The sequence below is a fragment of the Streptomyces sp. Da 82-17 genome (genome assembly GCF_046098215.1).
Classification (GTDB): Bacteria; Actinomycetota; Actinomycetes; order Streptomycetales; family Streptomycetaceae; genus Streptomyces.
In genome coordinates this window covers 298,062-314,695 of record NZ_JBJURH010000007.1, presented here as the reverse complement: position 1 = coordinate 314,695, position 16,634 = coordinate 298,062, and the positions used below count along the sequence as shown (strand labels likewise).

At 71.6% G+C, this 16,634-nt stretch carries 16 protein-coding genes; 6 read left to right on the top strand and 10 right to left on the bottom strand.

What is annotated here, in order from left to right; genetic code table 11:
- Window positions 1-44: 44 nt before the first annotated feature.
- Window positions 45-1,547, bottom strand: coding sequence for an aldehyde dehydrogenase family protein (locus ACIDOF_RS15110; RefSeq protein WP_409006346.1), 1,503 nt, complete (start codon window positions 1,545-1,547; stop codon window positions 45-47).
- A 186-nt stretch (window positions 1,548-1,733) separates the two neighbouring features.
- Here ACIDOF_RS15110 and ACIDOF_RS15105 point away from each other — a divergent pair, with 186 nt between their 5' ends.
- Entirely contained in the window at window positions 1,734-2,489 is a 756-nt protein-coding gene (locus tag ACIDOF_RS15105) for a hypothetical protein (protein WP_409006345.1), read from the top strand.
- Between the two features lie 26 nt (window positions 2,490-2,515).
- Here ACIDOF_RS15105 and ACIDOF_RS15100 read toward each other — a convergent pair whose 3' ends face one another.
- From ACIDOF_RS15100 to ACIDOF_RS15070, 7 genes are all read right to left on the bottom strand, one after another.
- The gene (locus ACIDOF_RS15100) at window positions 2,516-3,394 is read right to left on the bottom strand and encodes a hypothetical protein (RefSeq protein WP_409006344.1); all 879 of its coding nucleotides are present in this window, start codon (window positions 3,392-3,394) and stop codon (window positions 2,516-2,518) included.
- A 2-nt stretch (window positions 3,395-3,396) separates the two neighbouring features.
- Window positions 3,397-3,780, bottom strand: a complete 384-nt coding sequence (locus ACIDOF_RS15095; protein WP_409006343.1) for a hypothetical protein — start codon at window positions 3,778-3,780, stop codon at window positions 3,397-3,399.
- Window positions 3,764-5,548, bottom strand: a complete 1,785-nt coding sequence (locus ACIDOF_RS15090) for a hypothetical protein (protein WP_409006342.1) — start codon at window positions 5,546-5,548, stop codon at window positions 3,764-3,766. The genes ACIDOF_RS15095 and ACIDOF_RS15090 overlap by 17 nt, the downstream gene beginning before the upstream one ends.
- A gap of 187 nt (window positions 5,549-5,735) precedes the next feature.
- Window positions 5,736-6,725, bottom strand: a complete 990-nt coding sequence (locus tag ACIDOF_RS15085) for a malate dehydrogenase (protein ID WP_409006341.1) — start codon at window positions 6,723-6,725, stop codon at window positions 5,736-5,738.
- Between the two features lie 499 nt (window positions 6,726-7,224).
- Complete coding sequence (locus ACIDOF_RS15080; protein WP_409006340.1) at window positions 7,225-8,244, bottom strand: XRE family transcriptional regulator; 1,020 nt, start codon at window positions 8,242-8,244, stop codon at window positions 7,225-7,227.
- Window positions 8,245-8,593: 349 nt separating this feature from the next.
- Entirely contained in the window at window positions 8,594-9,082 is a 489-nt protein-coding gene (locus tag ACIDOF_RS15075) for a DUF3017 domain-containing protein (protein WP_409006339.1), read from the bottom strand.
- Window positions 9,083-9,088: 6 nt separating this feature from the next.
- Complete coding sequence (locus tag ACIDOF_RS15070) at window positions 9,089-9,958, bottom strand: bifunctional methylenetetrahydrofolate dehydrogenase/methenyltetrahydrofolate cyclohydrolase (RefSeq protein ID WP_409006338.1); 870 nt, start codon at window positions 9,956-9,958, stop codon at window positions 9,089-9,091.
- Window positions 9,959-10,212: 254 nt separating this feature from the next.
- Between ACIDOF_RS15070 and ACIDOF_RS15065 the strand changes: the two genes are divergently transcribed.
- From ACIDOF_RS15065 to ACIDOF_RS15050, 4 genes are all read left to right on the top strand, one after another.
- On the top strand, window positions 10,213-10,788 hold the full coding sequence (locus tag ACIDOF_RS15065) for a hypothetical protein (protein WP_409006337.1): 576 nt from the start codon (window positions 10,213-10,215) through the stop codon (window positions 10,786-10,788).
- 47 nt (window positions 10,789-10,835) lie between these two features.
- Window positions 10,836-11,600: an RDD family protein gene (locus tag ACIDOF_RS15060; protein WP_409006336.1), complete on the top strand. Its 765-nt coding sequence runs from the start codon at window positions 10,836-10,838 to the stop codon at window positions 11,598-11,600.
- A gap of 70 nt (window positions 11,601-11,670) precedes the next feature.
- A complete protein-coding gene (locus tag ACIDOF_RS15055) occupies window positions 11,671-12,366 on the top strand; it encodes an RDD family protein (RefSeq protein WP_409006335.1) in 696 nt (231 codons plus the stop codon).
- A gap of 167 nt (window positions 12,367-12,533) precedes the next feature.
- Complete coding sequence (locus ACIDOF_RS15050) at window positions 12,534-13,229, top strand: ester cyclase (protein ID WP_409006334.1); 696 nt, start codon at window positions 12,534-12,536, stop codon at window positions 13,227-13,229.
- An 83-nt stretch (window positions 13,230-13,312) separates the two neighbouring features.
- Here ACIDOF_RS15050 and purH read toward each other — a convergent pair whose 3' ends face one another.
- Both purH and purN read right to left on the bottom strand, forming a co-directional pair.
- Window positions 13,313-14,884 (bottom strand): bifunctional phosphoribosylaminoimidazolecarboxamide formyltransferase/IMP cyclohydrolase, encoded by a 1,572-nt coding sequence (purH, locus tag ACIDOF_RS15045; protein ID WP_409006333.1) that lies wholly within the window; start codon window positions 14,882-14,884, stop codon window positions 13,313-13,315.
- Window positions 14,881-15,522: a phosphoribosylglycinamide formyltransferase gene (gene purN, locus ACIDOF_RS15040; RefSeq protein WP_409006332.1), complete on the bottom strand. Its 642-nt coding sequence runs from the start codon at window positions 15,520-15,522 to the stop codon at window positions 14,881-14,883. The genes purH and purN overlap by 4 nt, the downstream gene beginning before the upstream one ends.
- A gap of 217 nt (window positions 15,523-15,739) precedes the next feature.
- Between purN and ACIDOF_RS15035 the strand changes: the two genes are divergently transcribed.
- The gene (locus ACIDOF_RS15035; RefSeq protein WP_409006331.1) at window positions 15,740-16,582 is read left to right on the top strand and encodes a hypothetical protein; all 843 of its coding nucleotides are present in this window, start codon (window positions 15,740-15,742) and stop codon (window positions 16,580-16,582) included.
- Window positions 16,583-16,634: the final 52 nt, after the last annotated feature.

Sequence of the window (16,634 nt, the reverse complement as noted above, 5' to 3'; positions counted from 1 at the left end):
AAGGGGCGGGCGCCGCGCAGGAGTTCGCGGCGCCCGCGGTGGTCTCAGCCCGTGAACCAGCGCACCGGCTGCGGCGCGAGGTTCTCGTAGACGTGCTTGGACTCGCGGTACTCGGCGAGGCCGGCGGGCCCGAGTTCGCGGCCGACGCCGCTCTTGCCGAAGCCGCCCCACTCCGCCTGCGGGAGGTAGGGGTGGAAGTCGTTGATCCAGATCGTGCCGTGCCGCATCCGGCGGGCCATGCGGCGCGCACGCCCGGAGTCGCTGGTCCAGACGGCGCCGGCGAGGCCGTACTCGGTGTCGTTGGCGAGGGCGACGGCCTCGTCCTCGGTGGTGAACGTCTCCACGGTGAGGACCGGTCCGAAGACCTCCTCGCGGACGGCGCGCATGCCGCGGTGGCAGTTGTCGAGCACGGTCGGCTCGTAGAAGTAGCCCTCGGCGGGACGGATGTCGCTCGGCTCGGGGCGCTTGCCGCCGGTGAGCAGCTTGGCGCCCTCCTCCAGGGCGGTGTCGACGTAGTACTCGGTCTTGTCGAGCTGCTGCTGCGAGACGAGGGGGCCGCACTCGACGCCCTCCGCGGTGCCGCGACCGAGCTTGATCTTGCTTGCCCGTACGGCGAGTTCGGCGACGAAGCGGTCGCGGACCGACTCCTCGATGATGAGGCGGCCGCCGGCCGAGCAGACCTGGCCGCTGTGGATGAACGCGGCGTTGAGGGCCTGGTCGACGGCGGTGTCGAAGCCCTCTTCGGTGGCGCAGGCGTCGGCGAAGACCACGTTGGGGTTCTTGCCGCCGAGTTCGAGGGCGACCTTCTTGACGGTGACGGCGGCGGCCTGGGCGACCTTGGTGCCGCTGAGGAGTCCGCCGGTGAAGGAGATCAGGTCGACGTCGGGGTGCTCGGCGAAGCGGGCGCCGACGCTGTGGCCGGGGCCGGTGACGATGTTCGCGACACCGGCGGGGAGTCCGGCCTCGACGAGCAGCTCGATCAGCGCGACCGTGGTGAGCGGGGTGATCTCGCTGGGCTTGATGACGAAGGTGTTGCCCGCGGCGAGCGCCGGGGCGATCTTCCAACTGGCCTGCAGGAGCGGGTAGTTCCAGGGCGTGATCATCGCGCAGACGCCGACCGGTTCGTGCACGACGACGCTGTGCACGGTGTCCGTGCCGGCGTCCACGACGCGACCGGCGCCCTCGCCTATGACGAGGTCGGCGAAGTAGCGGAAGGCGTCGGCGACGCAGTCGACGTCGACACGGCCCTCCTCGAGGGTCTTGCCCGCGTCCCGGCTCTCCAGGAGGCCTATCTTCTCCCGGTCCCGGACGAGCAGGTCGGCGACGCGGCGCAGCAGGGCGGCCCGCTCGGCGACCGGGGTGTCCGGCCACGTACCGTGATCAAATGCCTTGCGGGCCGCGGCGATCGCGGCGTCCGCGTCGCTCGCGTCACCCTCCGCCACCACGGCGAACGGCTTGGCATCCGCGGGGTCGAGGATCTCGCGCGTGGCTCCCGAGGCGGCGGTGCGCCACTCTCCGTCCACGTGGATGGTCTGTTGTACCGACACTTCGCGTCTTGCCTTCCGTTTACCGATTTGTTCACCCGGTGTCTCTGCGGTGACCCGATGCCCCTGCCCTTGGGGCCGAAAAGCATGTCGGTTCCCGCTGCGAAAGTGCCGCGCGTCACTCCGCATGCGATCAAATTGCCCGGGTCGTACGGTTTATTGCGGAATCTCCCGGCGGGAGGAAGCGTCATGCCCAAGCCCCGTAAGGCAACTTTCAGCACATTTGGTGTCACTCTCTGTGTCACTGCTCTTGTCGGCGGGCTCTGCGGCACCGCGACCGCCGCCGACGACAACGGCATCGCGGACAAAAGCCCCCAGGAGATCGGCACGGCGTCCCGCACCGCGTTGCTGAGCGTGACGTCGCTGCACGTCGAGGCGGAGATCAAGGGCATGGCCGAACCGGCCCCCGCCTCCTTCGAGCTCTCGTACGACACGAAGGACAACTGCACCGGCACGGTCACGAACCAGAACGACAAGGGCACGATGGAGGTCGTCCGCAAGGGCGACCGGGTGTGGATCAGGCCGGACGAGAAGTGGCTGGCCTCGCAGATGCCGCAGCTCAAGGGCAATGACGCGGCCGAGCTGCTCAAGGGCAAGTTCTTCGGGACGACCGTGCGGAACGCGGACGGCGCGAAGATCGCCCAGCTCTGCGACCTCAACTCCTTCAAGCAGCAGATCACCGACCGGTCCGGCAAGGCCCGGAACGCGACGGTCGAGAAGGGCGGGCGCACGGAGGTCGACGGCCGCCCCGCCGTCCTGCTGAACATCACCAACAACCAGCAGAAGGGCAGGACGTACGTCTCCACCGAGGGCAAGCCCTACCCCCTGAAGGTCGAGGCCGACGACCCGACGCGAGGCGTCGAGATCGCCATGACCTTCTCCGAGTTCGACAAGCCGGTGGACGTGCAGGCCCCGTCGGACGACCAGACCGTCGACATCAACTGACCCCGTGCCACGGCGAGTTGAGCACCTCAGGACGAGGGGGCCGGAGCGAACGAACCGAGCGCGTCCTCCAGGACCTGCCGCTGCCGGGGCCAGTCCTCCTCGGGCCCGATACTCAGGACCGCCCACAGCGCCGGGTCGTCCGGGCCTCCGGGCACGATCCGGTCGAGGGTGCGCAGCTCCATCGCCCACTCCTCGCTCAGGTACGAGTAGTCCAGCTCGGCCGCCTCCCCGCGCGGGTCCGCGACCGGGCCGAGCGCGTTCCGCTCGTACGCGGGCAGCCGCTTCAGGTCCTTCTCGGCCAGCTCGACCGTGCTCATCGGGGTCGCACCGGGCTCGGTGACCCGGAAGACCTGCAGCCGCTCGGGGCCGTCGGGCGACTCGTAGTAGTACAGCGTGACGCCGTTCTTGCCCTGTTCCGTGCGGCGCTCCCAGCCCTCCGGCACGGCGAGCGTGAACTCGTCCTCCACGGCGGCCACGTACCCCGCCGGGACCGTGGCCGACGGCGAGGCGGACTGCGACGGGCTCGGCGCGTCCGACGGCGTCTCCTCCGCCGGGGGCGAGGTGACGGCGCTCGGCGTGGGCGACGGCTTGGCGTCCGGCGGCGGCCCCTCGCCCCGGCCCCACAGCAGATACGAGCCGACGCCCACCGCGAGCACGGCGACGGCCACCGCGCCGACGACCACACCACGGCGGAACCGGGGGCGGGGCCCGTCCGGCGGGCTCGACTCCGGGGTGTACTCCGGCGGGCTCGACTCCGGTGTGTACGGGGCGGGTTCGGCCGCCCCCGGCGCGTGCTCGGGGCGCGGCGGAGGCGGCGGGGTGTACGGGGCGGGCTGCGGGCCGCCGGTGTCCCAGCGCTGCGTCTCGGGGTTCCAGCGCACCCCGCCCTGCCCCTGGTCCGGCACGCTCAGCCTCCGAGGAGCGCGCCGACGGCCTGCGACACCGCCACGACCGAGGCGAGGGTCCCGGTCACCGCGGCCCCGTCCGTGAGGGCCTGCCGCAGCCGCCCGAGCCGTCCGGGCCCGGCCCGCCCGTCCCGCTCGATCTCGCCCTCGGCGTCCGCGAGTTCGGCGTCGAGCGCGTCCCGTGCCTCGCTCTGCGCGAACCGCGCCAGGTCGCCGCGCAGCTCACGGATCGTACGGAGCAGCTCTTCCTGGGCGGGGTCGCGCGGGGCGCCGGCGTTGCGGTTGTCGACGTTGCTCACCTGGTTGTTGTTGCCCACGGCGAAGGCGCCGCCGCTCACGTGGTTGATGTGCACGCCGCCCGTGATCGGGTCATCGTTCGCTGCCACTGGAGTCTCCCCCCGACTTGGTGAACGGCGAGCCCGGCCCGGGCCGACTGCCCGAACTCCCGGGCTGCACCGTCTGGTTGGTGATGACGTTGTGGTCGCCGACGGCGAAGGCGCCGCTGGCGTTCTCGATGAGGGTGCCGCCGCCGCTGACGTTCACGATCTTCTGCGCGAACTCGTCCGTGCGGTACCCGGCGTCGCGCAGCGCGGCCCGCACGCCGTTCGCCACCCGGTCCTGCACGGACTTCAGATAGCGGCGCACGTCCATGTCCTGGAAGAGCGAGGACTCGCCGTCGGAGCCCAGCTCGCGCACCGAGCACGCGGGCCCGTCCGGCATCGCCGCGCCGTACCCGCCGGTGAGGATGCGCCAGGAGAAGGCGATGCCGCGGCCGAGGGTGGTGAGCGCGGACACGAGGGAGCGCGGCGTGCGCGCGAGCGCCCAGACGGCCTTGCCGAACAGGCTGTTGTGGCGGTACTGGTGCGCGATCCGGTCGGCGTTCTCGAAGTCCTTGCGGATCGGCAGCAGCACGTGCGGGGCGATCTCCAGCATCAGCATGCCGCCCTGCGTGTGCACCCGCACGAAGACCGTGGTGACGACCTCCTCCTCCCAGCCACCGACCCGGATGCGCAGGAAGTGCCGCCGCGTCTCCCCGCCCTCCTCGACGGCCTCGGCCCGGTGCACCCGGAACGCCTGGTCGTCGTACGGCGCGAGATCGCGCTGCGGCAGGCCGTCGACCGGCAGGAACACGCACTCGTCGATCTGCAGCTGGCGCAGCCGGTCCCGGACCGTGCCGGCCGCGTGCGGCGCGGGCACCCGGAGTTCGGCGAGCAGCGGCCGCACCGCCTCCAGGATCATGCGGTTGCCGATCGGCAGCTGGGTGCGCTCCGGGTCGGGCCGCAGCTCGACGGCGAGCGTCCACGCGTCGTACGGCTCGCCCGCGCCGCAGAAGGGGCGGGCCGCGTGGTACATGACCAGCGGGGCGTGCTGCTCGGTGCGGATACGGCGGCGCAGCCGCTGGAACCGGCCGTTCTCGGCGCGCTCCGCCGGGTCGGCCGCGATGTCCCCGAACTTCTGCGGGTGCAGCTCCCCGGCGAGGGCCCGCGCGAACTGGCCGCGCTGCGCCGCCACGCAGGCCGCGACGAGCAGCAGCGTCACCAGGCAGACCCAGGCGTGGAAGGGCTCGACCGGGCCGCCCGACTCGAAGGCGAGGACCAACTGGGCGATCGGTTCGGGCAGCACGTCCGCGAGGAACCGGGCGACGCTCAGGTCCTCGGCCTCACCCGCGATCACGGCGATCAGGCTGCCCAGCGCGAGAAGCAGCATCAGCCGCCCGTACCACTTGATCCACCAGGCCGGGAAACGGCGCCAGACCGGGGGCTGTTCGGCCGGGCCGCGCACCTTCGTGGCAAGGAACAGCAGCAGCGAGGGCGTCAGGAACACGATCAGCAGGTACTCGCTGAGGACCATGCCGACGATCCACAGGAACAACACGCCCGCCGCCCAGCCCAGTTCGAGCCGGCGGGCACGCAGCGCGTGCGCGAGGACGCGGGCCGCGTCGAAGCCGAGGGAGGGGGCGACGATGCGCTCCTCGTGGACGTACAGCTCGTCGATGACCGCGTCGCGGTAGGCCTCGTCCAGGTAACTGCCCGCGCACAGCAGGCGGGTGGCCTCGCTGGCGCCGGGCGGGGTGACCGGCAGAGCCGACGGAAGCCCCGCGTCCGTGGGCTCGGCGGGTCCTGACTGTGGCGGCACCTGCGCCTGCTGCGACAACGCTCCCCCTGTGCCCTGCGAGTCAACTTCCGTACGACACACCGGAGTTGACGCTCGATGTGTGCGAGGTCACATCATAGAGGAGTCGGGGAGGTGCGTCGCACGAAAAAACCTCCGCCCCGGCGGCCGTCGCGCGGCCCGCCGGGGCGGAGGTGGAGGCGGAGGTCGAACTCCTGTGGAGCGGGGCTCAGATCAGGTCGAGACCGCGCACGGCCTCGCGCTCCTCGGCGAGCTCCGCGACGGAGGCGTCGATGCGGGCGCGCGAGAACTCGTTGATGTCCAGGCCCTGGACGATCTCGTACTTGCCGTCCTTGGTGGTGACCGGGAAGGAGGAGATCAGGCCCTCCGGGACGCCGTACGAGCCGTCGGACGGGACACCCATGGAGGTCCAGTCGCCCTCGGCGGTGCCGTTGACCCAGGTGTGGACGTGGTCGATGGCGGCGTTCGCGGCGGAGGCGGCCGAGGACGCGCCCCGGGCCTCGATGATCGCGGCGCCGCGCTTGGCGACGGTCGGGATGAAGGTGTCGGCCAGCCACTGCTCGTCGTTCACGACCTCGGCGGCGTTCTTGCCGGCGATCTCCGCGTGGAAGATGTCCGGGTACTGGGTCGCCGAGTGGTTGCCCCAGATGGTGAGGCGCTTGATGTCCTCGACGGAGGCGCCGGTCTTCTGGGCCAGCTGCGTCAGGGCGCGGTTGTGGTCGAGGCGGGTCATCGCGGTGAAACGCTCGGCCGGTACGTCCGGGGCGGCGGCCTGGGCGATCAGGGCGTTGGTGTTGGCCGGGTTGCCGACGACGAGGACCTTGATGTCGTCCGCGGCGTGGTCGTTGATGGCCTTGCCCTGCGGCTTGAAGATGCCGCCGTTGGCGGCGAGCAGGTCGCCGCGCTCCATGCCCTTGGTGCGCGGGCGGGCGCCGACGAGCAGCGCGACGTTGGCGCCCTCGAAGCCCTGGTTCGGGTCGTCGAAGATGTCGATGCCCTTGAGCAGCGGGAACGCGCAGTCGTCGAGCTCCATGGCGGTGCCCTCGGCGGCCTTCACGCCCTGCGGGATCTCCAGGAGGCGCAGCTTGACCGGCACGTCCGCGCCGAGCAGGTGGCCGGAGGCGATGCGGAAGAGCAGCGCGTAGCCGATCTGGCCGGCCGCGCCGGTGACGGTGACATTCACGGGAGTGCGGGTCATGGCGATCTCCGTTAAGACAGCTGGCGGTTGGGGCCCTGCCCCGGGGTGCGGGATCTCCGTACCGGCGCCGTCGTACCGATCCACCGACCGTTCTTCGATGATCGATCTCTTGGCGTCAAGAGAGATCCACCGGTCAGGCTATACCGCCCCGTCCGGACCGCACCGCCGGACCTGTGTGGCCCGGCCCACACGTACGGCTGAACGTCCGTCGCGGCGGCGGCCGCCGCCCGGGAGGGGATGAGCGCCGACCGCCACCACGCGGGGGCCGCAGGCCCCGGACTCACACCCGAGGACCCGTTTCTCCCGTGGGGGGACGCCCCAGCGCCTGCCCCGAGAGAAGCGGGGCATGCGTGCCGGGGAGAACTTGGCTGGGGGAAGTCTTCCCGGCCGGACGCCGGGGCCGTTGGCCACCGCGGTCGGGCCGCCGCCACGGGACCGCCTGGACGGCGGGGCTGGGTGGTCGCCGGGGGCGGGGCGGCGCCGGGGGCGGGGTGGTTCGTCAGCTGTTCGTCGGGGGCGTGCAGCCCTTCGTGCCCGTGGTGAGGGTTGCGCAGGCCCTTGCCTCGGTGGCGTTCTTCACGGCGACCATCGGGGTGTACGCGTCGCCGTCGCCGTCGACCTCGCCGCGCTGGTCGTCGGAGCCTGCCGTGCCCGATATGCGGACCGTGTCGCCGGGGGCGGCCTGGGTGATGCGGGCCCAGGCCGCGCCGCACGTCTCGCTGTAGCGCACCTCGACGAGGGCCGTGCCGACGGTGACGCTGGTCGAGGTCAGCGCCAACTCGCCGCTGCACGCCATCCGTTCGGGATCCTCGCCGGTGCAGTCCGCGCCCACGCACTTCACCCCGTCGGGCAGCTTCTGCTCGCTCTTCGTCGGGGACGGGGACGGCTTCGCCACGGGCTCGCCGCCGCCGAACCCGAACCCGGTGAAGTACAGCGCGCCCGCGATCACGCCGAGCACGAGCAGCACGCCGAGCAGGACAGCAGCGCCCTTCCGCTTGGGAGGCGGGGTCTGGTGCGGCGGACGGGAGGAGGGGCCCGGCTGCGGCGCGTACGGCCCGGCCGGGGTGGCGGTGGCGGCACCCGCACCCGGCGGCGGAGCCGAGGCCTGCGCCTTCCCCTTGGACGGGGCCGACGGGCCCGAGGCCGCCGACGTCGCCGACGGGGCCTGCGTCGCCGGCCCGAACTCCCCCAGCGCGGCCCGCGCCTGGGAGATGCGGATCGCCTCCATCGTCATGTCGTGCCGCATCTCGGACCGGCTCCAGGCACGCTCCGCGAGCTCCCACATCGTGGTGAGGTGCATCGGGTTGGTCCCGGTGACCTCGGCGAGCGCGACGATCGCCCCCTTGGGCGCGAGCAGCCGCCCGTTCAGATACCGCTCCCACGACGTCTTGCTGTATCCCGTACGGTCCGCGAGCGCCGCGATGCTCAGGCCGCTGCGGTCGACGAGCCTGCGCAACTGGCTCGCGAACTCCCGTACCTGTGGATCGAGTTCTTCCGGTAGCGCCTTCCAACGAGGCATGCTTCCCCCCTTGTCCCCTGTCCCCTGCTCCCCCCGCGCGTGCCGCCCAGTCTCCCACCGCGGAGCGGAAGTGCCACATGGACCCCGCGGCACCTGCGGGAACGTCATTACGGGCTCGTGAAGATCGTTGCCGTCCGCACACACCGTGTCGGAATGGTCACCTCCGCGTCACAGGCCACAGGCGGCCCTTGATCCTCGGTTGTCACGTCCATGACTCTGGATTCCGGGCGGGGAAACGCATCCGGCCCCGCCCGGAAAAGCCGACGGCGCCCGTCCTCCCTCGGGGGAGAGGACGGGCGCCGTCCGCGCGTGCGTACCGCCGTACTGCCGTACTGCCGTACCGCCTCGGCTAGCTCGTCACCGTGAAGTGCAGGATGCCTTCCAGGAACGGGATCTCGAGCCCGTCCGGCTGGGCCATCAGCGCGAGCAGCACGATCACCGCGCCCATCACCCCGTACGTCACCATGTCGGTGAACCGGGAGCGGACCGCCAGCATGCCGACCGACGGGAGCACCCACCGCAGGCCCGCACCCACGAGGAGCGCGACGCCGATCAGGACCGTGCCGACCCGGAACAGGTCGAGGGCCGTCAGGAACAGGCCGAGCCCGGTCAGGCCGAGCACCGTGAGCATCGGCCACTGGCGGGCGGGCGCGGGCGCGTCACCGGCGGCCGCGCGACCGCCGCCCTCGGGACGCGCGGTGTCCCGCGTGATCGACGGGAAGCGCCGCGTCTTCTTCTTCACGGGTTCCTGCACGTCCTCGCGGGACTCCGGGGCGGGCCCCTGCGCGCCCTCGCGGGATTCCGCGCCCTCGCTCACCGACACAGCCACCTCACCCATGTCCCGTCACCGCGCACCCTGCGCGTCCGCGGCCAGCTCGGCGGCCTCCACGACGTTCACGAGCAGCTGCGCCCGCGTCATCGGGCCCACGCCGCCCGGGTTCGGCGACAGCCAGCCCGCGACCTCGGCGACGCCCGGGTGCACATCGCCGACGATCTTGCCGCTCTCGTCCCGGCTGACGCCGACGTCGAGCACCGCGGCGCCCGGCCGTACGTCCTCCGGCTTGATCAGGTGCGGGGAGCCGGCCGCGGCCACGATGATGTCGGCCTGGCGGAGCTGCGCCGACAGGTCACGGGTGCCGGTGTGGCACTGCGTCACCGTCGCGTTCTCCGACTTGCGGGTCAGCAGCAGCGGCAGCGACCGCCCGATGGTCACGCCCCGGCCCACGACCACCACGTGCGCCCCGTTGAGCTCCACCCCGAACTGCCGCAGCAGCTTGACGACGCCCCACGGCGTGCACGGCAGCGGCGCCGGCTCGTTCAGGACGAGGCGGCCGAGGTTCATCGGGTGCAGGCCGTCCGCGTCCTTGGCGGGGTCGATGAGCTCCAGGATGCGGTTCTCGTCGATGCCCTTGGGGAGCGGCAGCTGCACGATGTACCCCGTACAGGCCGGGTCCTCGTTCAGTTCGCGCACGACCGCCTCGATCTCGTCCTGCGTGGCGGTGGCGGGCAGTTCGCGCTGGATGGAGGCGATGCCCACCTGCGCGCAGTCGCGGTGCTTGCCCGCGACGTACTTCTGGCTGCCGGGGTCCTCCCCGACGAGCACGGTGCCGAGGCCGGGCGTCACGCCCCGCGCCTTGAGGGCTTCCACACGGCGGACGAGGTCGGCCTTGATCGCTGCGGCGGTGGCCTTGCCATCGAGAATCTGGGCGGTCATGCCCCCATCCTCGCGGATGACCCGCCCCCCGCTCCAATCCGGCCCGATCCCGCCCGGAGTCCGGCTTGTGTCCGCCCTGTGTTGCACTTGCACAACTCTTCCGGCCGTGGCTGGACAAATACGCCGCGCTTTTAGAACGATGAGCGGCGCAGTGCCGCGGGCAGTGCACGGGGGGAACACCGCAAGACCGCTCTGACCAAGATCCTCCGTACCAGCCGCGTAGTCCACGCACGTCAACGGAGGAAACAAGCGCCATGAGCTTCGGCGACCCCAACAGTCCCTACGGGCAGCAGCCCCAGGCCGGGCCCTACGGCCAGCCCCAGCAGGCCATGGGCCAGCCCGGCTACGGCTACCCGCAGGCGCCGCCGGTCCAGCAGCCGTACGGCGGCTACCCGGTCGGCCCGACGGAGATGCCGAAGCCCGCCCGGCAGGCCCGGATCTTCCTGGCGATCGTCGCCGGCGCGCACCTGCTCGTGGCGATCCTGTACGGCGTCGCGATGGCCGTCTTCGACAGTTACGTCGACAACTCGGGCCTCACCGGTGACGAAGCCACGGCCGCCGCCGGCCTCGGCATGGGCTTCATCGGCTTCTTCCTGGTGCTCGCCACGGTGTGGGCGATCGTCGGCCTCGCGCTCTTCCTGAAGTGGCCGACGGGCGGCAACGGCGTCCGGGTCTTCGCGATCGTCTACGGCTCGCTCGCGATCATCACCGGCATCTTCAACATCACGACGTACGGCCTCGGCCTCGCGCTCATCGCGCTGTCGATCCTGCTGATCGTGTTCGCCGCGAAGCGCGAAACGGCCCAGTGGTTCCAGCGCCCGCGCTACTGAACACCGCTCGAACCCAGTCCCCCCCAACTCCCCGGAGGAGCCTCGCCATGAGCTTCGGCGACCCGAACAACCCCTACGGCCAGCAGCCGCAGCAGCCCCAGCAGGGCGGCCAGCCGTACGGCTACCCGCAGCAGCCGCAGGGCCAGCCCGGCTACGGCTACCCGCAGCAGGCCCCGCAGGGCGTCCCGCCCCAGCAGGGCTACGGCTACCCGCAGCAGCAGCCGCAGGCCGGCTACCCGGGCTACCCGCAGCAGCCGGGCACGGTCCAGGCCAACAACGGCTACATCAACATTCCGGCGCTGGGCACCGTGCAGCTGGCCAGCATGGGAATCCGTTTCGGTGCCCGCGTGATCGACGGCCTGATCATCTCCGTGATCATGGGTGTGCTGTCCGTCGTGGGCGTCATGGGCATGGTGGGCGTGGCCGGTAACGCCGCCGAAGAGTGCGGCGACTACATGGACCCGGGCTACGACGCCTGTATGCAGGACGCGTCGACCGGCTTCTTCGGCGTCTTCTTCGGCATGGTGGGCCTGCTCATCGTCATCGGTCTGCTCTACGAGTGGCTGATGGTCTCGTTCGCGGGCGCCACGCTGGGCAAGATGGCCGTCGGCATCAAGGTCGTCAAGGAGGAGACCGGCCAGGCTCCCGGCGCCGGCAGCGGCTTCATCCGCTACATCATCCCGTACGCGGGCTACCTGGTCTGCGGTATCGGCATGCTCCTCGTCTACCTGTCCCCGCTCTTCGACAACTCCGGCAAGACCCAGGGCTGGCACGACCGCGCCGCCCACACCCTGGTCATCAAGAAGCCGTAGCGGACGGCACGACCACACCAACGACGAAAGCGCCGGCCGCCGCCGGCGCTTTCTCTTCGAGGAAGACGCCATGAGCTTCGGCGACCCGAACAACCCGTACGGCCAGCAGCCCCAGCAGCCCCCGGCCCAGCCCGGCTACGGCTACCCCCAGCAGGCCCCGCAGGGCGTCCCGCCCCAGCAGGCGTACGGCTACCAGCAGCCGGGCTACCCGCCGGCCGCGCAGCCCCCGGTCGGGCACGGCTTCGTGCAGCTGCCCGCGCTCGGCACCGTCCAACTCGCCAGCATGGGGTCCCGGTTCGGCGCCCGGCTCATCGACGGCGTCGTGATCGGGATCATCTACGGCATCTTCACGGCCGTCGGCCTGCTCGGCGCGCTGGGGCTGGCCGACGAGGCGGACAAATGCGACTGGCGGGACGCCGACTACTACGCCTGCCGTGACGACGCCTTCATGAACGCGCTGTTCGTGGGCCTCGGCGTCATGGCCGCTCTGCTCCTCATCACCCTCCTCTACGAGTGGCTGATGATCTCCTTCGCGGGTGCCACGCTCGGCAAGATGGCCGTCGGCATCAAGGTCGTCAAGGACGACACCGGGCAGGCGCCGGGCATCGGCGGCGGGTTCGTACGGTGGGTCATCCCGCAGCTCGGCGGTCTGCTCTGCGGCATCGGCACACTGCTCGTGTTCCTGTCGCCGCTCTGGGACAACTCGGGCCGCCAGGCGGGCTGGCACGACAAGGCCGCCCACACCCTGGTCATCAAGAAGCCGTAACGGCCCCGTAGTTGGCAGTGCGCAGCGCCCCTTTCCGGCAGCGGTCGGAGAGGGGCGCTGCGCGTCGTACGGGGCCCCGGGGAGGTCCGGCGCGACGGTCCGCGATGCCGGGTATAGCCTGAAATCCCCCACTGGTTAGCACGGTCGCTCTTCCTCAGGAGCGACTCATGACGTTCGTCCAGCTCATCGACATCAAGACCCACGACCTCGACCGGCTCAACCGGCTGATGGACGACTGGGTCGTAGCGACACAGGGAAAGCGGACCGCCACGCACTCGATCGTCGGCCGGGACCGTTCCGACTCCACCCACGTCGTCGAGATCGTGGAGTTCCCGTCGTACGAGGAGGCGATGAAGAACTCCGACCTCCCCGAGACCAACCGGATCTTCGAGGAGATGGTCGCCGCCTGCGACGGGATGCCCACGTTCACGGACCTCGACGTCGTCCGCGACGAGCAGCTCAACAAGGCGACCTGCCAACGCTTCTTCGACGAGGTCGTCAACGGCAAGAACCTCGACCTCGCGGACGAGCTGTGCACCGCCGACTACCGGGAGCACGACCCGGCCCTCTCCTCGTACGACATCGACCTCGCGCAGGCCAAGCGGGAGAACGGCGAGGTCATGGACGCCTTCAACCCGCAGCTCACGGTGGAGAGCATCATCGCCGAGGGTGACACGGTGTGCTGCCGGATCACCTTCCGGGGCAAGCACACCGGGGAGTTCCAGGGCATCGAGGCGACGAACAAGGACGTCTCCGGGACCGGGCACGCCACGTTCCGCTGCAAGGACGGCAGGATCGCGGAGTCCTGGTGGAACTGGGACGACCTCGGACTGATGCAGCAGCTGGGGGTGGTGGAAGGCTGACCGAGGCCTGATCCCGAACGAACGCCGACGGGCGGCGGGGCGCTGTGCTGCGACCCGCCGCCCGTCGTACCTGACGTGCCCGGTCAGTGGAAGAAGTGCCGCGTCCCCGTGAAGTACATCGTCACGCCCGCCTTCTTCGCCGCCTCCACGACCAGCTCGTCGCGGACCGAACCGCCCGGCTGGACCACGGCCTTGACGCCGGCCGCGGTGAGGATCTCCAGGCCGTCGGGGAACGGGAAGAACGCGTCCGACGCGGCGTACGAACCGGCCGCCCGCTCCGCGCCCGCGCGCTCGACGGCGAGCTTCGCCGAGTCGACCCGGTTGACCTGGCCCATGCCCACGCCGACGGACGCGCCGTCCTTGGCGAGCAGGATAGCGTTGGACTTCACCGCCCGGCAGGCCCGCCAGGCGAAGGCCAGCTCGGCCAGCTCGGCCTCGGACAGGGCCTCACCGGTCGCGAGGGTCCAGTTCGCCGGGTCGTCGCCCTCGGCCTGCAGGGTGTCCGTGACCTGGGCGAGGCCGCCGCCGTCGATCGGCTTGAACTCGGCCACCAGTTCCGGCGCTTCGGGGCAGCGCAGGACGCGGATGTTCTTCTTCTTGGCGAGGATCTCAACGGCGCCGTCCTCGTAGTCCGGGGCCACGATGACCTCGGTGAAGATCTCCGCGACCTGCTCGGCCATCGCGACGGAGACCGGACGGTTGACCGCGATCACACCGCCGAACGCGGACAGCGGGTCGCAGGCGTGCGCCTTGCGGTGCGCCTCGGCGATGTCCGCGCCGACCGCGATGCCGCACGGGTTGGCGTGCTTGATGATCGCGACGGCCGGCTCGGAGTGGTCGTACGCGGCCCTGCGCGCGGCGTCGGTGTCCGTGTAGTTGTTGTACGACATCTCCTTGCCGTGCAGCTGCTCGGCATTGGCGAGACCGCCGCAGCCGCCGGTGTAGAGCGCGGCGGCCTGGTGCGGGTTCTCGCCGTAGCGCAGCACGTTCTTGCGCTCGTACGTGACGCCGATGAAGGACGGGAACTCCTCGCCCTCGCCCGCGTAGTCGGCGGCGAACCAGGAGGCCACGGCCACGTCGTACTCGGCGGTGTGGCGGAAGGCCTCGGCGGCGAGCCGCTTGCGGGCGGCCAGGTCGAAGCCGCCCTCCTTGGCGGCGGCCAGCACGTCCGCGTACCGCTCGGGGCTGGTGACCACGGCGACCGACGGGTGGTTCTTGGCGGCGGCGCGGACCATCGACGGGCCGCCGATGTCGATCTGCTCGACGCACTCGTCGGGCCCGGCGCCGGACGCGACGGTCTGCGTGAACGGGTACAGGTTCACGACGACCAGGTCGAAGGGCTCGACGCCCAGCTCGGCGAGCTGCTCGCGGTGGCTGTCCAGGCGCAGGTCGGCGAGGATGCCGGCGTGCACGCGCGGGTGCAGCGTCTTGACCCGGCCGTCCAGGCACTCGGGGAAGCCGGTGAGCTCCTCGACCTTGGTGACCGGGGCCCCGGCGGCGGCGATCTTCGCGGCGGTGGAGCCGGTGGAGACCAGCTGGACCCCGGCCTCGTGCAGCCCGAGCGCCAGCTCTTCCAGACCGGTCTTGTCGTAGACGCTGATGAGCGCCCGGCGGATCGGGCGGGGACCTTCTACGGTCGTACCTTCGGCGGTCACGGGATGGAAACCTTTCGTCCCTCAATGCGGTAGCCGTGCCGGGCCAGACGCCCCACGACCTCGACGAGCAGCTTGCGCTCGACTTCCTTGATGCGCTCGTGGAGCGCCTCGCCACCGTCCTGGTGGTCCTCGTCCCGGACCTCGACCACGCCCTGGGCGATGATCGGGCCGGTGTCGACGCCGTCGTCGACGAAGTGGACGGTGCAGCCGGTGACCTTCGCGCCGTACGCGAGCGCGTCGCGGACGCCGTGGGCACCGGGAAAACTGGGCAGCAGCGCGGGGTGGGTGTTCACGGTCCGCCCGCCGAAGCGCGCGAGGAACTCCTTGCCCACGATCTTCATGAACCCGGCGGAGATCACCAGGTCGGGCTCGTACGCGGCGACGGCCTCGGCGAGCGCCCGGTCCCACTCCGCACGCGTGGCGTGGTCCTGCACCCGGCACACGAACGTCGGCAGGCCCGCACGCTCGGCCCGCTCCAGGCCGGCGATGCCGCTGCGGTCGGCGCCCACGGCGACGATCTCGGCGCCGTAGGCGGCGCTGCCCGCGGCGTCGACGGCGTCGATCAGCGCCTGCAGATTGGTGCCGGACCCGGAGACGAGCACGACGAGGCGCTTCGGGGCGGAGGCGGATGAGGCCACGACGGGGCCCTTTCATGGCTTGCTCGGCTTTGTGCGGTCGTACGAATGCTTCATGGGTCCCGATACGGGGAACTCTACGAAGCGCTCGACCGTCAGCAACGATACCGGCACACGATGCGGCCCCCGCGGGACGGGGACCCGGCCGGAAGGTAGCGTCAGGGAAGCAAGCGCTACGCATGCCCTGTAAGGGCCTCAACTAGGGGAAGACGCACACCAGATGCCGGACCGACTGCCCACGCCCCCGTCCTCGTCCCAGGAGGACCCGTCCGAGGACGGGCCCCGGCCGAGCGCGGGCCCGGACACGGAGCGCACCGGCTCCAGGACGGAGAGCACCGGGTCGCGGGGCGACGGCCCGAGCGGCGCGGACAACCCCTTCGCGCCCCCGCCCGAGGGCAGCCCGGACCGGCCGTGGCAGCCGCGGCAGCAGGGCGGCGGTGACGAGCAGGGCGGTGGCCGCTGGAGCAGCCGGCAGCCCGGCCGCTCCTCCGGCCCGTTCGGCCAGCGCCCCGGCGAGGGCGGCGACGGCCAGGGCGGGCAGGGCGGCCCCGGCGGCGGCCTGCGCTGGGACCCGACGGACCCGGTCCAGCGCCGCGCGCGGTACGCGTTGCTCGCCGGCATGTGGGGCTTCTTCTTCGCCCTGTTCAGCTGGACGTACGTGGGCCTGCTGCTCGGCGCGCTCGCGCTGTACTGGGGCATCAGCTCGCTGCGGGCCAAGGCCGGGGCGAAGCCGGACGCCGCGAAGGCCGACGTGGACGCGATCACCGGTCGGGCCCAGGCGCAGGCACAGCCCCCGGCCTCTTCCGCGGCACCGGCCCCGTCGGCCCCCGCTCCCGGTCAGCAGCCCGCGCGGCCGCAGCGGACGGCGGCGATCAGCGGCATCGTGGTCGGCTCGCTTGCCCTGGCGGTCGTGGCGGTGACGTTCTCGGCGCAGCTCGTGTACCGGGACTACTTCACGTGCGTCAACGACGCCCTGACCACCACGGCCCAGGAGCGCTGCGCCGACCACCTGCCGGAGCAGCTCCGCCCGCTCCTGGAGACGAACGCGAGCACGCCGGAGTAGCGACGCGAGCGGGCCTTCGGAATCCCGTGACGTACGGACGACGTACGGATTC

Coding starts and splice junctions, on each gene's coding strand:
- ACIDOF_RS15105 (WP_409006345.1), top strand. CDS start 1,734: ATGCCCAAGCCCCGTAAGGCAACTTTCAGCACATTTGGTGTCACTCTC.
- ACIDOF_RS15085 (WP_409006341.1), bottom strand. CDS start 6,725: ATGACCCGCACTCCCGTGAATGTCACCGTCACCGGCGCGGCCGGCCAG.
- ACIDOF_RS15080 (WP_409006340.1), bottom strand. CDS start 8,244: ATGCCTCGTTGGAAGGCGCTACCGGAAGAACTCGATCCACAGGTACGG.
- ACIDOF_RS15075 (WP_409006339.1), bottom strand. CDS start 9,082: ATGGGTGAGGTGGCTGTGTCGGTGAGCGAGGGCGCGGAATCCCGCGAG.
- ACIDOF_RS15070 (WP_409006338.1), bottom strand. CDS start 9,958: ATGACCGCCCAGATTCTCGATGGCAAGGCCACCGCCGCAGCGATCAAG.
- ACIDOF_RS15065 (WP_409006337.1), top strand. CDS start 10,213: ATGAGCTTCGGCGACCCCAACAGTCCCTACGGGCAGCAGCCCCAGGCC.
- ACIDOF_RS15060 (WP_409006336.1), top strand. CDS start 10,836: ATGAGCTTCGGCGACCCGAACAACCCCTACGGCCAGCAGCCGCAGCAG.
- ACIDOF_RS15055 (WP_409006335.1), top strand. CDS start 11,671: ATGAGCTTCGGCGACCCGAACAACCCGTACGGCCAGCAGCCCCAGCAG.
- ACIDOF_RS15050 (WP_409006334.1), top strand. CDS start 12,534: ATGACGTTCGTCCAGCTCATCGACATCAAGACCCACGACCTCGACCGG.
- ACIDOF_RS15035 (WP_409006331.1), top strand. CDS start 15,740: ATGCCGGACCGACTGCCCACGCCCCCGTCCTCGTCCCAGGAGGACCCG.